Source organism: Noviherbaspirillum sp. (assembly GCF_035627455.1).
Classification (GTDB): domain Bacteria; phylum Pseudomonadota; class Gammaproteobacteria; order Burkholderiales; family Burkholderiaceae_D; genus Noviherbaspirillum.
The window spans coordinates 63351-88851 of record NZ_DASPLS010000072.1 but is presented as its reverse complement, the minus strand read 5'-3'; the positions used below and the strand labels follow the sequence as shown (position 1 = coordinate 88851).

Sequence of the window (25501 nt, the reverse complement as noted above, 5' to 3'; positions counted from 1 at the left end):
CGTTTGCCCGGCATGCGGCTACTTGCTGCCGCTCTTGCGCTTGCGCGCGGACGACGATGCGGAAGAAGACGATGAGGTTTTCGACTTTGCCGCCGGCTTTGACGCCGACTTTGCCGCCGGCTTGGCCTTCGGCTTTGCGGCCGGCGCCGCCGGCGGTTCCGTCATTGCGCCGCTGACCGCCTGCTTGAACTGGTCTTGCAGCATGTTCCACCAGGCCGCCGCGTTGACCAGCGGCGCCGTCAGGCTCGCGGCATCCTGCTCATCCTTGCTGGTCGGTTCCGGCGCCGGCGCATGGGCGCGGGTGGCACCGTGACTGTCGGCGCCATTGCTGCCCTGCGAAGCGCCATTGCCCGTGGACGTTCCATTGGCGGGCGACGCCGCCGCCCGACTGGTGTCCTGCGTCATCGAGCTCATCGTCGCCGTAAACTGTTCGCCCATGGTCTGCAGCGTCGCGATGGTCGCCGCCTGCACTTCCAGTGCCTGGATTGTGCTGCGCAGCATTCCCATGTTCAGGTTGAGCCAGGTCTCCACCGCCTTCAGGTCGGAGATCTGCTTGTTGACCTCGTCGACCGACAGGGTCGGCATGACCATGCCCGGGATGCCGGGCACATTCATGCCGGTCATTCCCGGCATGTTCATTCCGGGCAGCCCCATGCTGCCCCAAAGGTTCTTCACGAAATCGAGGGTATCCGTCATCGCGCCGATGCCAGGGATGCTCGGCATATTCGGCAAATTCGGCTTCATCATCGCAGGCCTCCGTTGAAAACTGGGAGCGTAACAGATTAGGTGAGTGAGCAGAATGATAAAGGTTCAGTTTTGATCATTCTCGTGCCTATTGCCGGTCTTAAACTTTGTCTTGCATCTCAATGACCAAGGGAGAGGTTGATACACTAGCGCCATGCCCAGCACTTCCCGCCACGCCCCGCCATTGCCGCTTCGGCCCCGCCGGCCTGTGCGGCTGGCCGTGTTGCTGGGCGCATCGCTGCTGTGGCATTTGTTGCTCTACAACTGGGCCAACGGGCATATCACCGCGCCCGCGCCGCGGGACGAGCAGCCTGAGGTGGTGACGGCCCAGCTGCGGCCGCCCGCGCCGCTGCCCGCACCGCCCGTTGCGGCGCAGCCCGAGAAACGGGTTGCGGCGGCGCCAAAGCCGAAACCCAGGCCGAAGCCGAAGCCGCGGCGCGCACCGCCCGAGACAGCGCCAACCGCCGTGCAGGCGGCTGGCGCTCTGGACATGCCCGCGACGCCGGAGGAGACCGCGATGCCGCCCGTCACCTTCGCCGAAGCCGATCCCGAGCCGCAGTTCACCGAGCCGCCGCCAGCCGAAGCGACGCCCGGCGACCTGAAGTTCAGCCCGCCGCCCTCGGCCGAGCTCTCCTACGAGGTGCAGGCGCTGCGCGAAGGCAAGCAATGGTATGGCAACGGCCTGTTTCGCTGGAACGCGGACGGCGGCAGCTATAGCATCTCGGGCGAAGCGTACGTGACCATCCTGTTCAAGCTCACCGTACTGAATTTCCGCAGTGAAGGCGCGATCGCGCCGTTTGGCATCGCGCCACAGCTTTACACCGAAAAACCGCGCAACAAGTCGACGACGAACACCCATTTCCAGCGCGAGCAGGGCAAGATCACCTTCTCCGCGTCGGAAGCGGTGTTCCCGTACAAGGGCGGCGAGCAGGACCGCGCAAGCATCATGTGGCAGCTGGCAGGCATCGGCCGCGGCGATCCCGCACAGTTGACGCCGGGCACCAGCTTCGAGATCGTGGTCGCAGGCGCGCGCAACGCGGATACCTGGCGCGTGAAAGTTGTCGGAGAGGAAGAGATCGATACGCCGCTCGGCAAATTGACGGCCTGGCACTTGCGGCGCGCGCCGAAGTCGGATTCCCATGACCAGACGATCGATTTCTGGCTGACGCCGCAGCATGACTGGTATCCGGCCCGGGTGCGCTTCACCTATGCCAACGGGGATTATCTCGATATGCTGCTTTCCCAAATGAACCGCAACGCCCCGGGCGTTGCCGCCGCAGGAACAGAATGAAGCATTTCACGCCGCGCTTCGCCGCAGCCATCCTCGCCGCCGCCCTGACGGCCGGGACAGCCGGCGCCGCGCCGAAATACAAGACCAGCTTCCCGCCGTCGGCGGAGCTGTCCTATGCCATCAAGGCGAAACAGAAAGGCTTTCCGGTCGAGGGCGATGCGGTGATGCGCTGGTCGATGAAGGGCGGCAAGTTCAGCGTGACCAACCAGGCGCGCGCTGCGCTCGTCGGAAAGATCCTCGAAGCGCGCAGCGAAGGCGAGATCGATGCCTGGGGCCTGGCGCCGGCCAGCTTCGTGGAAAAGCGGTTTCGCCGGGAGCAGACGACCACCTCCTTCGATCGCGCATCCGGGACGATCCGTTTCAGCGCGTCCGGGCAGACCTATCCGCTGAAGGGCGGCGAGCAGGACCGCAACAGCGTGATCTGGGAACTGGTGGCGGTCGCGCGCGGCATGGCTTCCAGGGTCAAGCCGGGGGTCTCGTGGAATTTCTTCGTGGCCGGCCTGCGCGACGCCGACCCGTGGACCTTCCGCGTGGTCAAGCAGGAAAAGATCCGTACCCCGCTGGGCGAGCTGAACACGCTGCATGTCACCCGCGTGCCGCAGCCGGATTCGACCGACCAGCATGTCGACATCTGGCTTGCGCCGGCGCTCGAATGGTATCCGGCACGGCTGCGCTTTTCCGACGACAACGGCGACTACATCGAGCAGACCTTGCAGAACGTGAGCAGGACCGCGCCGTAAACCAGTCGCGGCGGCGGTACAATGCGTGGGCTTTCGGTCAGTGCGGCGCTGCCGCCCACCGCCCCCCACCCAACGCAATTGTTTACGACCATGACTCTCCCCAACGGCGCACTTGTCCTGTTCAGCGGCGGACAGGATTCGACCACCTGCCTTGCCTGGGCGCTCGCCCGCTACGCGAAGGTGGAAACCATCGGCTTCGACTACGGACAGCGGCATGCGATCGAGCTCGAGGTACGCCCGGCATTGCTGCAAAAGATGCGGAGGCTGACGCCGGAATGGGCGGCGCGGCTGGGCGAGGACCACATGATCGACCTCGGCCTGCTCGGGAAGATTTCGGACACCGCGCTCACCGCGGACGTCGAAATCGCGATGCAGGCCAATGGCTTGCCGAATACCTTCGTCCCCGGGCGCAACCTGCTGTTCATGATGGTGGCGGCAACCGTGGCCTACCGCCGGGGCCTGGATGTGCTGGTCGGCGGCATGTGCGAAACCGATTTCTCCGGCTATCCCGACTGCCGTGACGACACGATGAAGGCGCTGCAGGTCGCGCTCAACCTCGGCATGGCCACCCGCTTCAAGCTGGAAACGCCGCTGATGTGGATCGACAAGGCCGCCACCTGGCGGCTGGCGCGCGCCCTTGGCGGCGACCCGCTGGTCGACCTGATCCGCTCGGACACCCATACCTGCTACCTCGGCGAACGCGGCGCGCTGCACGACTGGGGCTATGGCTGCGGCAGCTGCCCGGCCTGCGAACTGCGCGCCCGCGGTTACCGGCAGTTCCTCGACCATACGACATAGACAATGGCGCCAATCCGCTCTACGCTTGCCGCAAAACAACCCGCGAGCAAGCCATGTCCGTCCACTGCGAGCCCGAAACCTGTCAGCTGCTGCTCCGCCTCGACCTGTTCCGCGGGCTGGAGGCGGCGGAGCTCGTCCGCCTGCTGACGGAAGCGGAACTGATCGAATGCCGTGCCGGCAAATACCCGATCCGCGAGGGCGAGCAGGATATCCACCTGTTCATCATCCTGGCCGGCAAGGCGGCGATCTACAAGCGCTCGCTGGGGGTGAACAAACTGATCAAGGAACTGGGACCGGGCGAGTGTTTCGGCGAAATGTCCCTCATCGAATGCCGCAGCCGATCCGCTTCGGTCAGGGCGATCACCCATTGCCGCCTGCTGCGCCTGGACGGGGCGCAGATCACAAAGCTGCCGGACATTGCTTCCAAGCTGTTCCGCAACATTGCCCGGCTGCTGTCCCAGCGGCTGCGGCATGCGAACGACCTGCTGACGCTGGGCTGAAAGGCCGTGGCTGTAAGCAAACTCAAAGAATCGGGGAGTAGGATGGAATGTCTCAACATAACAAAACCCCATTTACATCCTGAGGCATAAGCCATGCTGATCGCCATACTGACCGACATCCATGCCAACCGCGAAGCGCTGACCTCCTGTCTCGCCCATGCGAAGGAGCGCAATGCGCAGCGCTATGCCTTCCTCGGCGACTTCGTCGGCTACGGCGCCGATCCGGCCTGGGTGGTCGATACCGTGATGGAATATGTCGACCAGGGCGCGTTCGCGGTGCAAGGCAACCATGACGTTGCCGCCACCCAGGCGCCGAACAGGAACATGAATCCGGCCGCGCGCGAAGTGATCGAATGGACGCGGGCGCAGCTCAATGAAAGCCAGCTCCGCTTCCTCGACCGGCTGCCGCTGACGCAGGAGTTCAACAACCTGCTGTTCGTGCATGCGACGGCGGCCGAGCCGAAAAGCTGGGAATACATCAACGGCACGCTGGAAGCGGTCAAGAGCATGCACGCGACGCGCTGCCGCATCACCTTCGTCGGCCATGTGCACGAGCCGGCGCTATACAACCTCTCGCCGACCGGCAAGGTCTCTTCCTTCGTGCCGACCGGCGACAGCAGCATTCCGCTTGGCACGCAGCGCCGCTGGCTGGTCTTGCCGGGATCGGTCGGCCAGCCGCGCGACGGCAATCCGGCCGCATGCTACGCCTTGTTCGACGATGCGACCAACGAACTGGTGTATTTCCGCGTACCCTACGACCACGAAACCACCGCGGCGAAGATCCGCGCCGCAGGCTTGCCGCAAAGCATAGGCAACCGCCTCGAACACGGACGCTGAGCGCGACTTATGGAACGTCTCGAACCGGGCATGGTGATCGACAGCTTCCGGCTGGAAGAGAAGCTGCACAAGGGGGGCATGGCGCTGCTGTGGCGCGTGCGGCGCATCGACGCCGGCGGCAGCAGCGAGGGTAGCGAGGGCAGTCCGCCGCTGATGATGAAAATCCCCATCGTCGGCGACCACAACGATCCGGCGGCGATCGTCGGCTTCGAAGTCGAGCAGATGATCATGCCCAAGCTGACCGGCATCCATGTGCCGCATTTCGTTGCCTCCGGCGATTTCACCGGCCAGCCCTACATCGTGATGGAAGAGATCGCCGGCAAGTCGCTGCGGGCGCGCTTCGATGCGGCGCCGCTGCCGATCGAGGAAGTGGTCGCCACCGCCGTCCGCGTGGCGACCGCGCTGCACGACCTGCACCGGCAGAATGTGATTCATCTCGACCTCAAGCCGAGCAACATCATGTTCCGCGAAACCGGCGAGGCCATCCTGATCGACTATGGCCTGGCGCGCCATGACAAGCTGCCGGACCTGCTGGCCGAGGAATTCCGGCTGCCGATGGGGACCGGACCGTATATCTCGCCGGAGCAGGTGCTGCACATCCGCAACGATCCGCGCAGCGACCTGTTCGCGCTCGGCGTGCTGATGTACCACCTTGCGACCGGGGAACGCCCGTACGGCTTCCCGACCTCGGTATCCGGCCTGCGCCGCCGCCTCTACCGCGACCCGGTGCCGCCGCGCGCATTGAATCCCAAGATTCCGGAATGGTTGCAGGAAATCATCCTGCGCTGCCTGGAAGTCAACCCCAACAAGCGGCACGACACCGCTGCCCAGCTGGCATTCGAGCTGCAGCACCCGGAACAGGTCCAGCTCACCGCGCGGGCGCGCAAGCGCGTGCGCGACGGCTTCTGGACAGTGACGCGGCGCTGGTTCCGGGCCGCCGGCATGGAGCCGGTGCCGCAGCAATCCGCGTCGACCCAGCTCGCACGCGCGCCGATCATCATGGTGGCGATCGACCTCGCGCACGGGTCGGAGGCGCTGGCGGAAGCATTGCGGGTGGCCGCGCGGCGAGTGCTGCAGACCGAGCCGGGCGCCCGCCTGGCTTGCGTCACTGTGCAGAAGACCAACCGGCTCGGCATGGACGAATACGTCGACAAGGCTGGCCGCAACATCCACGTCAAGCACCTGGTCGGCCTGAAGCACTGGGCGAGGCCGCTGTCTATTCCGCCGGAAAAGATTACCTTCCACGTGCTTGAAGCGCCGGATCCGGCCGCCGCCATCGTGGAATATGCGAACGGCAATGCGGTCGACCACATCGTGATCGGCTCGCGCGGCAGTTCCGCGTTCCGGCGCTACCTCGGCAGCGTGTCGTCGCAGGTGGTCGCCGCCGCGGACTGCACCGTCACCGTGGTCAAGAGCACCGGCAGCAGCATCAACGGCGCCGGCAAGCAGCCGGTCACGCCGGCACCGCTTCGGCAAGCCGCAGACGAGCAAGAAGCGACAACGCATTAGGCACCGCGGCGCCGCTGGCGGTATTGTCGAACACGCACCACACCTGGCGCCCGCCGCAGGCTTCGCGTTTGATCCTTTCCGCGAGGCCGTCCAGGAAGTCCTCCGCGTATGCCGAGTGGTAGACGACGGGCGCTCCGTGCAGGCGGATATACAGGACCTTGGCTGCCGTTTCCGGCAGCGGCGCGACAGGCGGATCGGCAAGAACGCAGGAAACGTCGAGCGCGGCGAGCGCGTTCGCCACGGCCGGCGCAAACCACGTCGCATGCCGCGCCTCGCACACCGGGTGCACGGAAGTGAGCGCGCGCAGGTGCCGGAAGAACGGCAGAGCGGTGGCGGCATCGTACTGCAGGCTCGGCGGCAGCTGCACCAGCAGGCAGCCCAGCTTCGGCTCGAGATGGGACACTTCCCCGATGAATTTTTCCAACGCCTCGTGCACGCCGCGCAGCCGCGCTTCGTGAGTGATCGCCTTGGGCACCTTTGCCGAAAAGCGAAAGTCAGGCGGCACGCTGTCGCGCCAACGCTCGTAGGTGGCGGCGCGATGCGGACGGTAGAAGGAGGTGTTGATTTCCACCGCCGGAAAAACCGATGCATAGCGCGCCAGGTGCGTCCCCGTCGCCGGAAAGTCGTCGTGCACGGCGCTGGACAGACTCCAGCCGGCACAACCAACGTACGCCTTGAAGGTACCGGTATTCACGTTTTTTCCACCAGAAGTATCCAGACCCCTTGCCGCCGGACGCCGAGGCCGCAGCAAGCTCTCGTTTGTCGGTTAGACATTGTGCAGTGCGAATTGATCCGTGCCGCTGCCAGGGGCAGAATACGCAAACCATGCACCGTGCCCGCGACGAAGAAGAAGGCAGCACGAAACACTTTGCGCGAAGCATGCCGACAGTGCGGCGCGGCTCCGGTCAACCTTGCTTGCATACGGTTCAGAGAGAGGTCTCGAATGAATGTACAACGCGAAGAAATTCAGCAACGCCTTGGCTTCATTGACCGCACCATCGACCACGCCGTTCGCGCGTGCCAGTCGGACGACAAGGTCCCGGAAGAACTGAAGGATTACGTGGACCAGCTCGGCCAGCGCTCGACGCAGGCGCAGCGGGCGCTGGCCCGCGAGGATGAGCGCGGCGTGCGAGAAAGCGTCGACGACCTTGCGCGCATCAGTTACCAGGCACAGCGCCGCATCCACCCCGCCGATGACATGAACTACGATGTGAAAAGCGCGGTGATCCTGGCGCATATCGAAGTGTCGGCGCTGCGCCACCAGCTTGCCTAATGGCCTGAGCTGCTAATTCGTTGACAGGAAAAAGTAATGCAACGGGCGGCAGGTGCTGTCGACGGCCGCAGCGATAATGCGGGCTGTCGCGAGGATTGACGGCGGCGCATGGCGTCCGTTCCATCGCTTTTTGTCAATGAATTAGGGACTCAGGCCACTACAGGGTGTTATGCACCAGAGCCCCTGGCGCGTTTCCCTCAGGCTGGGGCAACGCTCACGCATCCACCCGCAAGTCCGGCCATTTGCGCAGCCAGTCCTTTTTGGTGAGCCGCACGGCGAATTCGTGCGCCTTGCGCCGGCCGCGGTTCGGCGTGATGCGTCCTGCCAGCAGGCTGTCGAGACCGAACACTGCCACCACGCGCAGCGCGCCGTCCTTCTCCAGGCGCACGCCCACCGCGGTTTCCTGCTCCACCCAGTAACGCATTGCATCCGCAGTCGAAAGGTAGGGCGGATCGTCGTTGCGCGTGTGCATGCGCGCCTGGTTGCGCACAGACCAGGGCAAGCTTGCGTCAAGCGCGGCGAGCGCTTCCTCCACGCACCGGTCGCGCGCCCCGGTGGCCTCGGCCGGATCGAAATACACCAGGTCGATATCGTCCAGCGGCGTCGGCACCGCATAGCCGTGCAGCTTGTCCCATACGAGGTTGCGCACGAAGCCTGCGGCGATGCACCAGTCGGGCAGGTCGAGCGCGCGTGCGATATGAAGCGCGCGCATGCGCAGCGGGTCGGCGGCAATCCAGTCGCAAATCTGTTTCTCTTGCATGCATTCGCGTAAAAAAACCGCCGTTGCGGCCAGGCCGTAACGGCGGTGATGGACCCGGGCTTCCGGCTTCAGGCGGCGTGCTGCGACGATGCGGCGGTGCCGGCCGGGAGGTCGAATTCCTTGAGCAAGGCCGCTTCCTTCTGCTGCGCGGCCTTCAGGTTCCTTTCCTTCACATGGCCGAAGCCGCGGATCTCTTCCGGAATGTTGGCGATCGCCACTGCCTTGCCCAGGTTCTGCCCGGTCAGCTTCGGCAGCAGCGCCGATACCGTGTCCTTGTAGCGGCCGATCAGCGCACGCTCGGTCTTGCGCTCCTCGGTGCGGCCGAAAATATCGAAGGCGCCGCCACGCAGGAACTTGAGCTTCGCCAGCACGCCGAAGGCCTTCATCATCCACGGACCGAATTCCTGCTTGACCAGGTGCCCTTCCGCATCGCGTTTCGCAAACAGCGGCGGCGCGAGGTGGAACTTGAGCTTGTAGTCGCCTTCGAACATGCCTTCGATCTTGGCCTTGAATGCAGTATCCGCATGTAGGCGCGCGACTTCGTACTCGTCCTTGTAGGCCATCAGCTTGGACAGGTTGCGCGCGACCGTCTCGGTCAGGCGCAGCGCACGTCCCTCGCCGACCAGCTCGGATTCCGCGGCGCGCACCTTCTCGACGAAGGCGCGGTACTGCGCCGCGTAGCCGGCATCCTGGTATTTCGTCAGGAAGGCCGAGCGAGACTCGATCAGCTCATCCAGCGACGGGCTGCGCTTGAACTCGATCACCTGCGCCTGCGCGTCGTTCAGTTTCGCGAGACGTTCGACCGCGGCCCAGTCGTGCGCGGCGTTGCGGCCCCACACGAAAGCCTGCTTGTTGAAGTCGACGGACACGCCGTTCAACTCGATCGCCTTGGTCAGCGCCGCCTCCGACAGCGGCACCCAGCCCTTCTGCCACGCATAGCCGAGCATGAACATGTTGGTCGCGATGCTGTCGCCCATCAATGCGGTGGCGACACGGCCGGCATCGATGAAATCGACGCGGTCGGCACCGCAGGCATTGCGGATATCGTTTTCCGCGGACGAACCGGGGAATTTCCAGTCCGGGTTGCGCACGAAGGCTGCAGTCGGTGCGCCGGTGGAATTGACCGCCGCATACGTGCGGCCCTCGCCCATGCGCGTGAGCGCGTCGCGGCTGCCGGTCACGATCACGTCGCAACCGATCACGAGGTCGGCCGCGCCGGTACCGACACGGGTCGAATGGATGTCTTCCTGGCGATCCGCCAGCCGCACGTGCGACATCACCGCGCCGCCCTTCTGCGCCAGCCCGGTCATGTCGAGCACCGACACGCCCTTGCCCTCCAGGTGCGCCGCCATCGCGACGATCTGGCCGATGGTGATCACCCCGGTGCCGCCGATGCCGGTTACGATAATGCCGAACGGCTGCTCGGTGGTCGGCACGGCCGGCTGCGGCAGGTTGGTGCCCTGCAGGATCGGCAGCTTCTTCGTGCCGCCGGCCTCGCCGCCCGCCGCCTTTTTCGGCTTCTTCAGCTGGCCGCCTTCGACCGTCACGAAGCTCGGGCAGAAACCCTTGACGCAGGAAAAGTCCTTGTTGCAGGACGACTGGTTGATCTGGCGCTTGCGGCCGAGCTCGGTTTCCAGCGGCTCCACCGACAGGCAGTTGGACTGCACGCTGCAGTCGCCGCAGCCTTCGCACACGGCTTCATTGATCACCGCGCGCTTGGCCGGATCGGGGTAGGCCGGCTTGCCGTCCGGACCGATCTTCTTGCGGCGGCGCCGCTTTTCGGACGCGCAGGTCTGGTCATAGATGATCGCCGACACACCCTTCACTTCACGCAATTCCTTCTGCACCGCATCGAGTTCGTCGCGGTGGCGGACCGTGACGCCCGGCGCCCAGTTGATGCCGGCCGGGTACTTGTCCGGATCGTCGGTGACGACCACGATGGGCTTGACGCCCTCGGCGGCGATCTGGCGCGAGATCATCGCCGGGTCGAGCGGGCCATCGACGTTCTGGCCGCCGGTCATCGCGACCGCATCGTTGTACAGGATCTTGTAGGTCATGTTGACCTTGCCGGCGACCGCGGCGCGGATCGCCAGCAGGCCGGAGTGGAAATAGGTGCCGTCGCCGAGATTGGCGAACACATGCTGCTCGTTGGTGAACGGCGCATGGCCGACCCAGGTCACGCCTTCGGCGCCCATGTGGGTGAAGGTCGAGGTCTTGCGGTCCATCCACAGCACCATATAGTGGCAGCCGATGCCGGCCAGCGCGCGGCTTCCTTCGGGCACCTTGGTCGAGGTGTTGTGCGGGCAGCCGGAGCAGAAGTGCGGGATGCGGTCCTTGGCCGGATCGGGCCGGGTGCCCCCGACCTTCAGCACCGTTTCCTTCGCTTCCAGGTAGGCGATGCGTTCCTTGACGCGCTGCTCGATCGGGTGGCCGGCGAAATACTTCGAGATGCGCGCGGCGATGGCGCGCGCGATCTGCGCCGGCGTCAGTTCATAGGTCGCCGGCAGCAGCCAGTTGCCGTGTCCCTCGCGGTGGTTGCCGCTCCACTCTCCGGTGTCGTCGAACTTGCCGACCACGCGCGGGCGCTGGCCGTCGGGCAGGTTGTACAGTTCTTCCTTGAGCTGGTATTCGAGGATCTGGCGCTTCTCTTCGACCACCAGGATTTCGTCCAGGCCCAGCGCGAATTGCTGCACGCCTTCCGCCTCGAGCGGCCAGGTCATGCCGATCTTGTACAGGCGGATGCCGATGTCGCGCGCGACCGCCTCGTCGATGCCGAGGTCGTTCAGCGCCTGACGGGTGTCGAGGTAGGACTTGCCGGCGGTGATGATGCCCATGCGCGCGTGCGGGCTGTCCCAGATGACCTGGTTGAGCTTGTTGGCGCGCGCATATGCCAGCGCCGCATACCACTTGAAATTGTTCATCCGCGCTTCCTGCTCCAGCACGGCGTCGGGGTAGCGGATGTTCAGGCCGCCGGGCGGCAGCTCGAAGTCGGTCGGGATCACGATCGGCACGCGCATCGGATCGACATCGACGGTGGCGCCGGATTCGACCAGGTCGGTCACGCATTTCATCGCCACCCACAGCCCGGTGTAGCGCGACAGCGCCCAGCCGTGCATGCCGTAGTCGAGGTATTCCTGGATCGACGACGGATACAGCACCGGAATGCCGCAGGCCTTCAGGATGTGCTCGCTCTGGTGCGCAGTGGTGGAAGACTTGGCCGCATGATCGTCGCCGGCCAGCACCAGCACGCCGCCGTTCCTGTCGGTGCCGGCCATGTTCGCATGCTTGAAGACGTCGCCGCAGCGGTCCACGCCGGGGCCCTTGCCGTACCACATCGCAAACACGCCGTCATACTTCGCGTCCGGGAACAGGTTCACCTGCTGCGTGCCCCACACCGAGGTCGCGGCGAGGTCTTCGTTGACGCCGGGATGGAACTTGACATGGTGCGCTTCGAGATACTTGCGCGCTTTCATCGCCGTCATGTCGACATTTCCCAGCGGCGAGCCGCGGTAGCCGGTGATGAAGCCGGCGGTATTGAGCCCGGCCTTCAGGTCGCGCTGGCGCTGCATCATAGGCAGGCGGATCAGTGCCTGGGTGCCGGTCAGGAAGGCGCGGCCTTGCTCCAGCGTGAACTTGTCGTCGAGGGAAATGTTTTCCAGCAGCTGCCGCTGCCCGGAAGTGAGGGGTGCGTTCAATTCAGTCTCCAGCCAAAAATTGTGTTCTTGGGTGCGATGGTTCGCAGTCAAACAGGCGCGCCTTGTGGGCACGCCGTTTTATCGTTTTGACACTCCGCACCATAGCACACGCGTTCGTTTCGCTCAATGCACGGCGCAGCATGCCTGGCGCCACAAGCTGTAACAACCCGTAAATGCCATAGTGAAACGTGCGGCGGCTGCGTACAGTAAAAATCAAAGCAGCCCGGAGTTCCCAATGCAATACGTTCTGTTATCCATGCTGGTGGGCGCCCTGTTCGGCGGCGGCATGGCGCTGGCCCAGTCTTCCGCCGAACCGGCGCCCGTACCGAAACAGCCGCACTTCCTCGCCCGGTTCGACGAGCGGTTCAAGGCAGCCGACAAGGACGCCGACGGCGCATTGACCCGGGAAGAAGCGAAAAGTGCCGGCCTCGACCGCGTCACCGACAATTTCGACCGGCTCGACGTGAACCAGGACGGCAAGGTGACCCGCGAGGAAATCCGCTCGGCGCTGCGGATGCGGATTTCCAGCTGAGCGCCGCGCGTTATGCCGGCGTGCCGACCCGGTTCGGCGGCAGGTTCACTTCTCCCGGCAACAGCGTATTCGCAGGCAAAGGCTCCAGCTGCTTCAGCCGTTCGTAGATCGGCGTGAAGTCCGGCGCGGTGGCATCGAACAGCTGCTGGTAATCGCGGATCACGAAGTAGGTTTCCTGGTACGAATCGATCTTGTACAGCGTGCGCATCACGCGCTCCGCGTCGAGCGCGACACGGCGCGGGGCCGGGCTCGTCAGGCAATGCTCGATCTCGCCGCCGGACGACAGGATGCCGGCGCCGTAGGCGCGCAGCCCCTTCGGGCTTTCGATCAGGCCGAATTCCACCGTATACCAGTACAGCCGCGCAAGGTACTGCAGCGCATCCAGCCCGAGCGCCTTGATGCCGCCCTTGCCGAACTGCTGCAGGTGGTCCGCGAACACCGGATTGAACAGCAGCGGCACGTGCCCGAAGAAGTCGTGGAAGATATCCGGCTCCACGATGTAATCGAACTCTTCCGGCTCGCGCAGCCAGACGGTGACCGGGAAGCGGCGCTCGGCGAGGTGCTCGAAGAAGGTCAGGTCGGGGATCAGGCCCGGCACCGCGACCAGTTCCCAGCCGGTTGCCTTGCGCAGCGCGGCGCTGGTGCGCTCCAGCTGCGGGATTTCATGCGAGGCATCGAGCTTGTCGAGGCTTTCGATGAACAGCTCGCACGCGCGGTCCGGCACCAGTTTCGCCTGGCGCTGGTAGAGCCTGCGCCAGAGCGCATGCTGCTCGGGTGTATACAACGAACAGTCCTGCTCGACGACATAGCGGCTGTCGCAGCGGCTGTAGTCGCCGCGCAATTTGCCGCCGTCGGACTTTTCCTCCAGGGTCTTGAAAAAGTCGGCTTGGTCGACTGCGGTATTCATCTCGCTCCTCCTTGCTCCTTCCCCTGCAAAGGGGAGGGAAACCGTAGTTATGCGGAAACCTTGTCGTCTTTGAGCACGCCGCGCCGGATCTGGTCGAGCTCGATCGACTCGAACAGCGCGCGGAAATTGCCCTCGCCGAAACCCTGGTCGCCCTTGCGCTGGATGATCTCGAAGAAGATCGGCCCGATCACGGTCTGCGTGAAGATCTGCAGCAGCAGTTCGCGGTGCGACGCATTGCTGTTGCCGTCGATCAGGATGCGCAGGCGGCGCAGCTCATCCAGCCGCTCCCCATGTCCGGGCAGGCGCCTGTCGACCAGGTCATAGTAGGTCTCGATGGTGTCCTGGAACGCGACCTCCTGCTTCTTCATCGAGTCGACCGTGGTGTAGATGTCGTCGGTGCCCAGCGCGATGTGCTGGATGCCTTCGCCGTGGTACAGGTCGAGGTATTCCGCGATCTGCGACTTGTCGTCCGAGGATTCGTTGATCGGGATGCGGATCTTGCCGCAGGGCGAAGTCATCGCCTTCGATTTCAGGCCGGTCAGCTTGCCTTCGATGTCGAAGTAGCGGATCTCGCGGAAGTTGAACAGGCGCTCGTAGAATTCAGCCCATTCCTTCATGCGTCCGCGGTGCACGTTGTGCGTCAGGTGGTCGATGTAGGTCAGGCCGTGCCCCTTCGGATTCGCTTGCGCGCCGGGAATCGCGACGAAGTCGACGTCATAGATGCTGATGTCGCCGATCGCACCGGAATTCCCTTCCTTGCCGCGCCAGCGGTCGACGAAATAGATCAGCGAATCGCCGATCCCCTTGATCGCCGGAATGTTCAGCTCCATCGGGCCGGTCTTGTTGTCGAAACCCCAGGCGCCCAGCTCCAGCGCCCGCTTGTACGCGTAGGCGGCATCCTTGACCCGGAACGCGATCGCGCAGATCGACGGGCCGTGCTGGCGCGCGAAGCGCTGCGCGAAGGAATCCTTTTCGGCGTTGATGATGAAGTTGATGTCGCCCTGGCGGTACAGCGTCACATCCTTGTGCCGGTGGCGGGCGATCGCGGTGAAGCCCATCTGTTCGAACAGCGCGCCGAGCGCCTTGGGATCGGGGGCGGCGTACTCGATGAATTCGAAGCCGTCGGTACCCATCGGGTTGTCCCAGGGTTGGAAATCCATGCCTGTCTCCTCATAATTATTTGGCAAAAATCTGAGTACAGTATAGTCAAGGCGACGAGGCAGAAAATTGCAAAGCGCAGCCACAAAATCGAAATAGCGGCAATAATATTGCTAACGAATTTTTGAAATTGGTGATCCATGTCAAAAATAAACCTGGATAAGACGGACCGGAAGATCCTTGCAATCCTGCAAGCCAATGGGCGTCTCACGAACCAGGAGGTGGCCGACCGGGTGAACCTGTCGCCCTCCCCCTGCCTGCGGCGCATCCGCAGCCTCGAGGAATCCGGCGTGATCCGCCAGTACGTGGCGCTGCTCGACCCGGACAAGATCGGGCTGGGGCTGCTCGCCTACGTGAATGTGCGGCTGGAGAAGCACAGCGACGCGCCGGGTGGTGCCGGCTCGCGCTCGCCACGCGCGGACTTTGCCGCATCGGTCGAAAACTGGCCGGAAGTGGTGGCCTGCTATGCGATGACCGGGGAAATGGATTACCTGTTGCGGGTGCACGTGGAAGACATGGAGCACTTCTCGCAATTCATGATGGAGACGCTGCTCAAGCATCCGGCGGTGCTGGATGTGAAGTCGAGCTTCGCGTTGCAAAGGATCAAGGACACTACGGCGCTACCGCTGGTATGACGCCGCGGCATGCGTACGGCTACTTTCCCTTCACGCCGGGCAGCTTGCGCAGCAGCTTCAGCGCCGCCTTGGTGTTCGCCTTGAGGGTGTAATCCAGGCTCGCGAACTGTTCCTCCACCGCCTCGGCCAGCATGGTGACGGGATTGGCCGGCGTCAGCTTCAGGTAGGCGTCGGCTTCGCCATAGTCGCGGCGGATTTCCATGCCCGCCTTCTTTGCGATATGGATCATCGTCTGGTTTGACGACAGGCAATGCATGTACAGGGTATCCACATCCTCGTTTCGGCAGTGGATCGCCGCGCGCTCGAAAAGCTTGCTGCCCACGCCCCTGCCGCGCGCCGCCGCCGACACGGACACGCCGAATTCGGCAATGCGCTCCTTCAGCGTCGCCTCGGACAGCACAGGCATCGCGTCGCGCGGAGCGAATGCCAGGTGGCCGACTCCCACCAGCGCAAGGTTGTCGTCGTACACGCCGAACACGGTATCGCGCGAAAAATCCAAGGTCTGCACATAACGCGTGACAAGGTCGTCGGGCAGGACCATGCCGAAGCGCAACAGACGGTCGTTGCTGTCCAGGTCAAGGAAATGCATCAGCAGGCGCCGGCGGTCACGCTCCGACAATTCCTTCACACGAACCGAGGCTTTCTCACTGGGCTGCTGCTTGACGTCGTCGATGGTCATGTCGGAAGGAGGGCCGAGACCCCCGAGTTCATTCGATTTCATAATGCACTCCTTTCACTGCAATTTGTGCAACGCACAATCGCATTTTATGCGATCTCGCGCCCGCGCAACGAAACCTGCCCCGCAAAACGGCTGCGCTTGACCTCCATCAATGCAAACTGCACATTCTGCAGGCAGAGCGTTACGTAAAACCCACAATTGCTGTCGGTAGTGCAAGCTCCAACAATGCCTGTTCCCCCCTCGAAACAGGACAAGACATGCGCAGGCACTGTCGGTATCTCTTTACAGCATTATTGCTTACTTGCACTGCGATTTCAGCCTCCGCCGAAGATGGTGTCTCCGATACCACAGTCGTGATCGGGCAGACCGTCGGTGTGACAGGCACGGTAGCCGGCCCGGTAAAAGAAATGAACGAAGGCGCACGGGCGTATTTCGAGCAGGTGAACCGCAAGGGCGGCGTACACGGGCGCAAGATCACGCTGCACACGCTTGACGACAAGTTCGACCCGGCGCAGACCCTTGCCAATGCGGAAACCCTGATTCGCAAGGAGCGGGTTTTCGCGTTGTTCCAGACCCGCGGCACACCGCATACCCAGGGCATCCTGCCGCTGCTCGAGGCCAGCGGCGTCCCGCTGCTGGCGCCGAGCACCGGGGCGGCGGTGTTCCATCAGCCGCTCAACCGGCTCGTCTTCAATATCCGGGCGAAATACCAGGATGAAATCACCAGGGCGGTGGAGCACTTCGCGACCATCGGCATCCGCGACATCAGCATCCTGCATGTGGACGACGCATTCGGCCAGGATGGTCTCGAAGGCTTCAGGAAAGCGATGGAGTCACGCAAGCTGAAGCCGGTTTCCATCGTCAAGTTCGCGCGCGTCAATCCGGATGTCGCGGCAACCGCAGCAGAGGTGATCAAGGCCGCGCCGGCCGCGCTCATCATTGTCAGCTCGGCAAAGAACACCGCGGAAGTGATCAAGGCCATCCGTGCCCAGGGCGGGCAGATGCAGATCATGACGATGTCGAACAACTCCTCGCAGTCCTTCGTCAAGGATCTCGGCGCCGCCGGCAATGGCGTCGTCGTCACGCAGATCACGCCGGCGCCGCACCTGATATCCACGCCGCTCGGTCAGGAATTCAACCTGCTGGCCAAGGCGTCTGGCGTGACGGTTTCGTATGCGGCAATGGAAGGCTTCGTGAACGCGAAGGTGCTGGTCGAGGGACTGCGCCGCGCCGGCCCGAAGCTGACGCGCGAAGCCTTCATCCGCGCGCTCGAATCGATGCAGCGCGTGGACTTCGGCGGTCTGATGGTGACGTACGGGCCGGACGATCATACCGGCAGCGAATTCGTCGAATTGACGATGATCGGCCGCAACGGAAAGTTCGTGCGCTAGGGCTGTCGGACCAGGCTTCCGGACAAGGGACGGGGCTGGCCGTTCATACCGGCCCTTGCCGGCCCGCCCCCTGCCCTGCCGCATTGATCGGCGCCGCCTCAGATCCCCGGCAGACTCCTTGCCCTTCCCTCCCAGCGCGCGCCGGCCCTGCTCAGGATGTTGCGCTCGAACTGCTCCGCCGGCACCGGCTGGCTCAGGTAATACCCCTGCAGCAGGTCGCAGGACTGTTCGCGCAGGAAGCGCAGCTGCGCCTCGGTTTCCACGCCTTCGGCGACCACCTCCAGCCGCAGGCTGTGCGCGAGCGCGATGATGCCCGTCACGATCGATGCGTCGTCGGCGTCGGTGGGCACGTCGCGCACGAAGGAGCGGTCGATCTTGATGATGTCGACCGGGAAGCGCTTCAGGTAGGACAGGGAAGAATAGCCGGTACCGAAATCATCGATCGACAGCCGCACCCCGAGGTTGCGCAGGCGATGCAACGCTTCCAGCGTATCCTGTGCGTTTTCCATCAAGGTGCTTTCAGTGATTTCCAGTTCCAGCAGGCTGGGCGACAGACCACTGTCGCCCAGCGCCTGCTCGACCGTGGCCGCGAAGTCCTTCTTCAGCAATTGCTTGACCGACAGGTTGACCGCGATCCGAAGCTGCGGCAGGCCGGCCTTCGCCCAGGCCTGCAGCTGGGCGCAGGCCGTATGCAGCACCCACGCGCCGATCTGGTTGATCAGGCCGGTCTCCTCCGCCAGCGGGATGAAATCCGCCGGAGAAACCATGCCGCGCGTCGGATGGCGCCAGCGCAGCAGCGCCTCGGCGCCGATCACCTGGCCGTTATCGACGCGCGCCTGCGGCTGGTAGAACACTTCCAGTTCATTGCGCTCGATCGCCCGGCGCAGGTCGCTCTCCATGCGCACATGCTCCGAAATCGAGTGTTCCATCGACGCCTCGAAGAACTGGAATCCGCCGTTGGTGCGCTTCGCACGGTACATCGCGGTGTCGGCATGCTTGAGCAGGGTACCGACGTCGGTGGCGTCATGCGGATACATGGAGATGCCGACGCTGGTGGTGACGAAGATATCGTGGCCGTCGATCTGGAACGGGGTGGCCAGCGCACGGCAGATGTTTTGAGCGGCACTGACTGCGGCGTTCGGTCCGTTCACCTCCGCCAGCACCACGGTGAATTCGTCGCCGCCCAGACGCGCCACGCAGTCGGCATTGCGCACGCTGCGCCGGATCCGCTGCGCGACCGCGACCAGCAGGCGGTCGCCCACGTCATGGCCGAGCGTGTCGTTGACGTTCTTGAAGCGGTCGAGGTCGAGGAACAGCACCGCGATCGCTTCGCCGGCGGCTCGCGCCTGCTCGATGCGCCGTCCAAGCTGGTCCATGAACAGCGCGCGGTTCGGCAAGCCGGTGAGCAGGTCGTTATAGGCGAGATGGCGGATCCGTTTCTCCGCCTGGTTGGCCTCGATGATGCGCCGCACCCGCTGCGACAGCACGGCGAAATGGATGGGCTTGGGAATGTAGTCGCTCGCGCCCGCGGCGAACGCACGCTCGACGGAGTTGTTGTCCTCCAGCGCGGTGATCATCAGGACCGGGATCGAGCTGCCGTTAGGCAGCTCCTGTACCCGCGCACAGGCGGTGAAGCCGTCCATCACCGGCATCACCGCATCCATCAGGATGACGTCGGGACGCATGCGCTTGAGCAGCTGCAGCGCCTGCAGCCCGTCGGCCGCCTCCTCGACCCGGAACCCGTCGCGCTGCAAGGTATGGCGCAGCGAACTGCGGGTACTGCGGTCATCGTCGACCACCAGCACCTGCGCGATTTCCTCGCCCTGGCGCACACTCAACCTGTCCTCGCTGAACATCTCGCCGCGCAACACCACCGCCACCGCTTCGTACGCCTGGCGCAGGCGTACGAGCAGCGGCTGGATGTCGGTGGTGCGCCGCTCGATCGCCAGCTCTTCGATCTCCTTTGACAGCTGCGCCAGCGTGCTGGCGCCGAGGTTGCCGCTGCTGCCCTTGATCGAATGCGCCATCGCCCGCGCGGTGTCGCTGTCGCCATCGTGCACCGCCTGCTCGAGCTGGCTCAGATAGCCGGGCGTATCTTCGATGAAAGGCGTGACCGTCTGCTGCAATGCCGGACCGAGGATCTCGCGCAGTTTGTCGAACACATCCAGGTCGAGCGCGCCGCCATCCCCCTCGTGCGCGGCGGCTTCGGGCGGCAGCGCCCGGGTCTGCGCCGCGCCGCGCGCCAGCCAGCGCTCGAGCTTGTGGCGCAGTTCGACCAGCGTGATCGGCTTGGCAAGGTAATCGTCCATGCCGGCGGCGAGGCACTTCTCCGCATCGCCCTGCTGGGTATTGGCGGTCATCGCGACAATCGGTGTCCGGCGGCCGGACGGCTCTTCGAAACTGCGGATATGGGCGGTCGCCTCGTAGCCGTCCATTTCCGGCATGCTGCAATCCATCAGGATCAGGTCGAAGCGCGTGCGGCGCGCCGCTTCCACCGCTTCCCGTCCGTTCGCGGCGAACTCGCATTCGCAGCCGTTCATCGTCAGCATGCCGCCCGCCACCATCTGGTTGGTCCGGTTGTCTTCGGCCACCAGTACGCGGTACTCCTTGGCCGCGCTCGCCACGCCGGCCGGAGGCGGCAGCGCGAACGCCGCGGCCGCCGTCACCTGCTCGCCCGGCTGCAGGCGCTGCACCGCTTCCAGCAGGCGCTGCTGGCGCAGCGGTTTGCCCAGATAGAGATCAGCCCCGAGCGACCTGCTTCCCATCGGCGCCGCATACCGGTCCAGCACCAGGATGCGCGGGCCCGATGCGCTCGCATCGATCCGAATGCGGCGCACCAGATCGGTGCCGCGCTCATCCACGGTATCGACATCCATGATCACGAGGTCATAGCACAGACCGGCCTGCTCCGCGCGTGCCAGTTCGGCCGGCACTGCAGCGCCCGACGGCAGGGCGAGGCAGTATGCGCCGGCGCGCGCGAGCGTCTGCTCGACGAAGGCACGCACAATGTCGCTCGCGTCGACCACCAGGACGCGCACGCCCGGCAGTGCCCGGCGCTCGACGGGCGCAGCCTGCCCGGCGCGCCTGCAAAGGACGGTGAACCAGAACGCGCTGCCCCTTCCCGGCTCGCTGCTGACCGCGATCTCGCCCTGCATCAGCGCCACCAGCTGCCGGCAGATCGCGAGCCCCAGCCCGGTGCCGCCGTACTTGCGCGTGGTGGAGCGATCGGCCTGCGCGAAGGATTCAAAGATATGCTGGACCGCTTCTTCGCTCATGCCGATGCCGGTGTCCGCCACCTCGAAACGCAGCCCGAATCCCCCCTCGGCGGCGGGCGCGAGCGAGATGCGCACCGCCACTTCCCCGTGCTCGGTGAATTTCACTGCATTGCCGATCAGGTTCAGCAGCACCTGGCGCAGGCGCAGGGAGTCGCCGCAGATCCGGTCGGGCACATCCGGCGCGATCAGGTAGCCGATCTCGAGCCCTTTCTGTTGTGCCTGCTTGGCAAGCAGTTCGATCACTTCCTCGACCAGCTTGCGCAGGTCGAATTCGATCTCGTCCAGCTCCAGCTTGCCCGCCTCCATCTTCGAGAAATCGAGAATGTCGTTGATCAGCTCGATCAGCGCGCGTGCCGAGTTCCACGCGACATCCACGCATTCCTGCTGGCGCTTGGTCAGCCGCATTTCCTTGAGCATGTCGAGCATGCCGACAACGCCGTTGAGGGGGGTGCGCACTTCATGGCTGACGGTAGCGGCGAACTGGGTCTTCATCAGGGCGGTACGCAACGCTTCGTCGCGGGATTTCTTGAGTTCGGCCTCGCGCTCCTCCAGCACGTCCATCATCTTGTTGAATGCATGCGCCATATCGACGATGTCGCGCGGACCGGCGGGCTTGGCCCGCATGCCGGATTCCCCGGCTTCGGCGCGGCCCATCAGGCGCGACAGCGCGTTCAGGGGACGAATCATGTGGCGTGCCAGAAGCCGCATGATGCCGAGCAGAACGGCGGCGAACGACAGCGTGATCGCGAGATTGCCGATCAACAGCGAGGTCACGAGGCGGTTCAGGGTGCCCTTGCCGATGACGACATAGACATGGCCCAGCAGTTCCGGCTTGCGCTCGGTGAGATCGAACGGATTGGTATCGGACTGGCCGCTGTAGACCGGCGCCTTGAAATGCCATTCGTCGTTGTCCTCGTGCACCAGCGTCGCGCGCGAGACGTCGCCGCCGGCGCGTTTGGTCCGGCTCGCGTCGGCGCCCTGCTTGGCCTGCGACAACAGCACCTGGTTCGCGCTGTCGATCAGTTCGACGCGCAGCACATCGGGGAAGGCAAGCGTGGTATTGACGCCGTCGCGGGCATTGTCGGCCGAATGGTAGAGCATGGAGAGTACGCTCTGCAGCGCCAGGTTCTCGCTGATGCGCTGCCCCTGTTCGACGAGATAGCGCTCCATGCGGCGGCTGGCCTCCCAGGAATTCATCAGCGAGGAAAACAGCGCCAGGCCGAGAATGGCGGCGCTGACGACGACGGTGAGCTGCCGGCGAAAACCGGTGCGGCTGAGGAAATCGCGAAACATCATGTCCGAACAAAAGTGGGGCGGCCGCCACGGCCGACATGTGCCTTGCTTGCCGCCGCACGGTACCGCAACGGTGCAAGCATGCTCCTGTTGTCTCTCGCTCTATGCATCAGGGCTCCGGAAAGATGAAATCGAAACTGCGTTGCTGCTGAAAGCTGATGTTCAGGCCGATGTGGCTGGCGGTGCGCAGGTTGACCGCGGTTTGCACTTCCCGCAGGGGCACCAGCCCGCGGCGCCGCGCGTCACCCGCCATGAGCGCTTGCGCGGAACCGGCCAGCGTGCGCCCGAGCTCGACGTTGTTCGGATAAAGCGCAAACAAGGCGCCCTTTTTCACATGCACGAAGCTGCTGGAGAAGACCGGCACGCTGCGGTTCCACGACTCCTTCAGCACCAGCGGCAGGATGGTGTTTTCGTCGACGGTGGTCGTGTCCTGCGGCAGCCATACCGCGTCGCGGCGGCTGTCGCTGCCGGCAAACACGCTTTCATAGGCGCGGGCGGCAGTACTCATGTCGCGCGCTTCGTGTGCGGCGAGTTCGAGCCCCTGAGTCCTGGCAGCCTCGCGCGCCAGCCTGATGAGCCATTCGTTGTGCTGCGGATCGTAGACGACGATGACGCGTTTTACGCCCGGCATCAGGCTCTTGAGGCGGGCGAACAGCAGCGCCGGATCGGGCGTGAGGCTGATGCCGGTCAGGCTGCGGTTTTCCGCGTCCGGGATCGCGAGCACGCCGCCGACGACCACCGGAATGTCGCGGTCGAGCCCCGCTGTCGCACGCAGGCCCTGGCGGCCCAGCGCGATCACCCCCCTGGTGCCGTTGCGTTTGAGCTGCGCGTTGAGCTCGGCCGGATCCTGGTTGGCGGCGATCGGATAACTGCGCACCGCGCTGCGGGCACCGTCTTCGATGCCTTCGATGATCTTCGCGAATACGCTGCGATAGGGCTCGCCGATGTCGGGGTAGACCACCGCCAGCGTGCCGGCGGCCTGCGTGTCGGCACGCCTGGCGCCGTCACCCGGTTCTGCCAGGCTGATCGGGGAGAGATCGGTGCGCGCGCCGCGTACGGAACGACGGGACTCGAAGGGGCTGCCCTGCTGATGGATGGCATCGGCGTCGGCGGACGCCGCCTGCGCCGCTCCCGGCGCGAATGCCAGCGGCAGGCACAGCACGCAACCCAAGGCGTGCGCGCCTACCCGCATCCGGCGGCCGATCAGGAAACTAGCCTCCGCCATTTTCTTACTGCAGCAAACTGTGACGCCGATTCATCAGACGATATCCCAAAAAGAACCGAGGGGAAAAACCGTACCCTGTCTTGCAGCCGGAAAAACCGTATTCCCGCCGCTGCGCACCCGGCTACCCGGCAGCGGCACTTGTCGTACGTCGCCGCCTACATCCTGTAGACCGCCTGCAGGTAGAACGCCCGCCCGGCCATCGGCAGGTCGTTCGGGATGGCCACGCCCGGCGCCAGGCTGGGTTCGCGGATATCCGCGTTGAACAGATTGCGCGCCGAGAATGCAAAATCCCACTGGTCGCGCCCGCGATTGCTACGCAGCGTCACGTCGACCGAGGTGTAATCGCGTACGGCCGGCCGGGGGTCGCCCACCGGCCTTTTCCGGGCTGCCACCCAGTTCAGCTGGGGACTGAGGATCCAGCCGCCGCCAAAGCGCCAGTCGGCCCGCCCGTAAATCTGCTGGCGCGGCGCATATCCGGCGTCCTGGCCGGTTGCCTCGTCGATCGAGCGCTGGTATGCGTAGTTGCCGGTGACGCGCAGGGTGCGCGAAGCATCCCATGCCAGCTCCAGCTCCAGCCCGCTGCCGTGCTGGCTGCCGGCATTGGTATAGGTCGAGCCGGTTCCCGCCACCGCGTTCGGCACGGCGCGGATAATGTCGGACATGGCGTACTTGAAGATGGTCATATTGAACTGCAGGTCACGCCGCGCCTGCCAGGAGGCGGTCCATTCCAGGGTGTTGATCAGTTCCGGACGGAGACCCGGATTGCCGTTGGCGACCGGGTTGATCCCGTACTGCTCGTTAAAGGAGGGTGCGCGGAATGCCCTTCCGTACAGCAGCTTGGTGGTGACGTCGAGCGCGGCGTCCCATACGAGCGCAAGACGAGGATTCGTGGTGCCGCCAAAATCTGAATAGCGGTCATGCCGCACGCCCGCCGTCAGCGCCCAGTCTCGCGTAAACTTCCACTCGTCCTGCACGTAGACGTAATTCACCTTGCGCCTTTGGGGCAGGATATGCGGCTGGAGCGCAGAGTATTCGATCACCGGGCCGGTCGGGATCGGCACGCCGGCCGGGCTCAGCATGAAGTTCTTGTAGGTGGTGGTCTTGTACAGGTCGAGATCATCATGGCCGACACCGAAGCGCAGCTGGTGCGCAGCGAAGCCCGTGTAGACCGCGTAGGCGCCGAGGCGCAACTGCCGTTCCCATCGGTTCGGCCCGCCTATCATCCCCTCGGGAAACAGGCCGGTCGGCAGGCGCAGCCCGGGAGGCAGCAGGGTCAGCCGGTTGGGCGTCAGTTCCACGTAACGGAGATAGCTGGCGGTAAGGCCGGCGCCCCAATCCTGCGCGAACTGCGGATCGGTCCAGGACAGGTCGCCGCCGGCGCGATGGCTCTTCGCGTAGCCGGCCGGGTCCAGTGCGGACGACACCCCCGCGCCGGTGCCGACATTGTCGCGCCGCGCATAATGGGTGCGCAGCCGCCATTTGCCGTAAGCGAAATCGAGGCTGGCGTCGACCGCATCGCGCCCGGTGTTGATCGAACCGGGCGCGAGGCTCGCGTTCGTACCGAAGGCCCTGTCGTTGCGCGTCTGCGCATCGGCAGCGATGGTTTCCTTGAATCCTGCGGTGCTGCCCACCTGCAGATAGGCCGAAACATCCACCGCCCCCAGCGCCCCGCCATGCTGCACCCACGCGTCCCCGGTCCGGAACGAGCCGGCGCGGGCGCCGACCTGCGTTCCCTGGATCTCGGCAGCATTCTTGGTGATGATGTTGATTACGCCGGAGTACGCGTCCGCGCCATAGAGCGCGGAGCCCGGTCCGCGAATGATTTCGATGCGCGCGATGTGCTCGACGGGCATGCCGCTCCACATGTTACCCTTGTCGCCGGTGTACATCGACGTCATCGGGATCCCGTTTCGCAGCAGCAGGACCTGCGGGTTGGTCGGACCGCTGGCACCGATGCCGCGGATCACGTAAACCGGCGAGTAGACGATGGGATTGCGGGACACGTGCACCCCGGGCACCGATTCCAGCACCTCATCCAGGTCGGTGGCGCCCATCGCCGCAATGTCGTCGGCGGTGATCACCGTCGCTACCGCCGGCGCGCGGCGCAGGGATTGCTGGCTGCCGGTGGCGATACTGACCATGGACTTGTCGCCGTAGACCAGCGCGAGATCGTCCTCCTCCATGCTCTCGGCATACGCTCCCGCCGAGTACCACGCCAAGGCCGAAGCCATGGCCAGCGTCAGGCATCCTGATGGCCGC

20 protein-coding genes are annotated in these 25501 nt (G+C 64.6%); 10 read left to right on the top strand and 10 right to left on the bottom strand.

The annotated features are described in order from the left end of the window. Window positions 1-18: 18 nt before the first annotated feature. Entirely contained in the window at window positions 19-747 is a 729-nt protein-coding gene (locus tag VEC01_RS14385; RefSeq protein ID WP_324901585.1) for a PhaM family polyhydroxyalkanoate granule multifunctional regulatory protein, read from the bottom strand. Window positions 748-964: 217 nt separating this feature from the next. On the opposite strand from VEC01_RS14385, the gene VEC01_RS14380 reads away from it, so the two are divergent. The 6 genes from VEC01_RS14380 to VEC01_RS14355 all read left to right on the top strand — a co-directional run bounded on the left by VEC01_RS14380 (window position 965) and on the right by VEC01_RS14355 (window position 6419). Continuing rightward, window positions 965-2035, top strand: coding sequence for a DUF3108 domain-containing protein (locus VEC01_RS14380; RefSeq protein WP_324901584.1), 1071 nt, complete (start codon window positions 965-967; stop codon window positions 2033-2035). After that, on the top strand, window positions 2032-2775 hold the full coding sequence (locus tag VEC01_RS14375) for a DUF3108 domain-containing protein (RefSeq protein ID WP_324901583.1): 744 nt from the start codon (window positions 2032-2034) through the stop codon (window positions 2773-2775). Before VEC01_RS14380 ends, VEC01_RS14375 begins: the two co-directional genes overlap by 4 nt. Window positions 2776-2865: 90 nt before the next feature. After that, window positions 2866-3573, top strand: a complete 708-nt coding sequence (queC, locus tag VEC01_RS14370; protein ID WP_324901582.1) for a 7-cyano-7-deazaguanine synthase QueC — start codon at window positions 2866-2868, stop codon at window positions 3571-3573. Between the two features lie 53 nt (window positions 3574-3626). Next, on the top strand, window positions 3627-4073 hold the full coding sequence (locus VEC01_RS14365; RefSeq protein ID WP_324901581.1) for a cyclic nucleotide-binding domain-containing protein: 447 nt from the start codon (window positions 3627-3629) through the stop codon (window positions 4071-4073). Between the two features lie 93 nt (window positions 4074-4166). Beyond that, complete coding sequence (locus VEC01_RS14360) at window positions 4167-4910, top strand: metallophosphoesterase family protein (protein WP_324901580.1); 744 nt, start codon at window positions 4167-4169, stop codon at window positions 4908-4910. A gap of 9 nt (window positions 4911-4919) precedes the next feature. Continuing rightward, the gene (locus VEC01_RS14355; RefSeq protein ID WP_324901579.1) at window positions 4920-6419 is read left to right on the top strand and encodes a bifunctional serine/threonine-protein kinase/universal stress protein; all 1500 of its coding nucleotides are present in this window, start codon (window positions 4920-4922) and stop codon (window positions 6417-6419) included. Here VEC01_RS14355 and VEC01_RS14350 read toward each other — a convergent pair. Beyond that, the gene (locus VEC01_RS14350) at window positions 6364-7113 is read right to left on the bottom strand and encodes a DUF72 domain-containing protein (protein ID WP_324901578.1); all 750 of its coding nucleotides are present in this window, start codon (window positions 7111-7113) and stop codon (window positions 6364-6366) included. The genes VEC01_RS14355 and VEC01_RS14350 overlap by 56 nt on opposite strands. A 249-nt stretch (window positions 7114-7362) precedes the next feature. On the opposite strand from VEC01_RS14350, the gene VEC01_RS14345 reads away from it, so the two are divergent. Then, entirely contained in the window at window positions 7363-7692 is a 330-nt protein-coding gene (locus VEC01_RS14345) for a hypothetical protein (protein ID WP_324901577.1), read from the top strand. A 214-nt stretch (window positions 7693-7906) separates the two neighbouring features. Here the strand turns inward: VEC01_RS14345 and VEC01_RS14340 are convergent, their stop codons facing one another. Both VEC01_RS14340 and VEC01_RS14335 read right to left on the bottom strand, forming a co-directional pair. Then, a complete protein-coding gene (locus VEC01_RS14340; protein ID WP_324901576.1) occupies window positions 7907-8452 on the bottom strand; it encodes a nucleotidyltransferase family protein in 546 nt (181 codons plus the stop codon). 68 nt (window positions 8453-8520) lie between these two features. Beyond that, window positions 8521-12147, bottom strand: a complete 3627-nt coding sequence (locus VEC01_RS14335; RefSeq protein ID WP_324901575.1) for an indolepyruvate ferredoxin oxidoreductase family protein — start codon at window positions 12145-12147, stop codon at window positions 8521-8523. 235 nt (window positions 12148-12382) lie between these two features. On the opposite strand from VEC01_RS14335, the gene VEC01_RS14330 reads away from it, so the two are divergent. Next, window positions 12383-12679, top strand: a complete 297-nt coding sequence (locus VEC01_RS14330) for a hypothetical protein (RefSeq protein WP_324901574.1) — start codon at window positions 12383-12385, stop codon at window positions 12677-12679. Between the two features lie 10 nt (window positions 12680-12689). Here the strand turns inward: VEC01_RS14330 and phhA are convergent, their stop codons facing one another. Both phhA and hppD read right to left on the bottom strand, forming a co-directional pair. Further along, window positions 12690-13586, bottom strand: coding sequence for a phenylalanine 4-monooxygenase (gene phhA / locus VEC01_RS14325; RefSeq protein ID WP_324901573.1), 897 nt, complete (start codon window positions 13584-13586; stop codon window positions 12690-12692). Window positions 13587-13633: 47 nt separating this feature from the next. After that, window positions 13634-14746, bottom strand: a complete 1113-nt coding sequence (hppD, locus tag VEC01_RS14320; RefSeq protein ID WP_324901572.1) for a 4-hydroxyphenylpyruvate dioxygenase — start codon at window positions 14744-14746, stop codon at window positions 13634-13636. A 138-nt stretch (window positions 14747-14884) separates the two neighbouring features. Here hppD and VEC01_RS14315 point away from each other — a divergent pair, with 138 nt between their 5' ends. Beyond that, the gene (locus tag VEC01_RS14315) at window positions 14885-15379 is read left to right on the top strand and encodes an Lrp/AsnC family transcriptional regulator (RefSeq protein ID WP_324901571.1); all 495 of its coding nucleotides are present in this window, start codon (window positions 14885-14887) and stop codon (window positions 15377-15379) included. 19 nt (window positions 15380-15398) lie between these two features. Here VEC01_RS14315 and VEC01_RS14310 read toward each other — a convergent pair whose 3' ends face one another. Then, window positions 15399-16058, bottom strand: coding sequence for a GNAT family N-acetyltransferase (locus VEC01_RS14310; RefSeq protein ID WP_324901599.1), 660 nt, complete (start codon window positions 16056-16058; stop codon window positions 15399-15401). Between the two features lie 257 nt (window positions 16059-16315). Between VEC01_RS14310 and VEC01_RS14305 the strand changes: the two genes are divergently transcribed. Then, window positions 16316-17449 carry an ABC transporter substrate-binding protein gene (locus VEC01_RS14305; RefSeq protein WP_324901570.1) on the top strand — a complete coding sequence of 378 codons (1134 nt, stop codon included), beginning with the start codon at window positions 16316-16318 and terminating at the stop codon, window positions 17447-17449. A 98-nt stretch (window positions 17450-17547) separates the two neighbouring features. On the opposite strand, the gene VEC01_RS14300 is transcribed toward VEC01_RS14305, so the two are convergent. The 3 genes from VEC01_RS14300 to VEC01_RS14290 form a co-directional block, all read right to left on the bottom strand. Then, entirely contained in the window at window positions 17548-22020 is a 4473-nt protein-coding gene (locus VEC01_RS14300) for an EAL domain-containing protein (protein WP_324901569.1), read from the bottom strand. Between the two features lie 106 nt (window positions 22021-22126). Further along, the gene (locus tag VEC01_RS14295; protein ID WP_324901568.1) at window positions 22127-23242 is read right to left on the bottom strand and encodes an ABC transporter substrate-binding protein; all 1116 of its coding nucleotides are present in this window, start codon (window positions 23240-23242) and stop codon (window positions 22127-22129) included. A gap of 155 nt (window positions 23243-23397) precedes the next feature. Further along, window positions 23398-25473 (bottom strand): TonB-dependent receptor, encoded by a 2076-nt coding sequence (locus tag VEC01_RS14290; protein ID WP_324901567.1) that lies wholly within the window; start codon window positions 25471-25473, stop codon window positions 23398-23400. Between the last annotated feature and the right edge of the window lie 28 nt (window positions 25474-25501).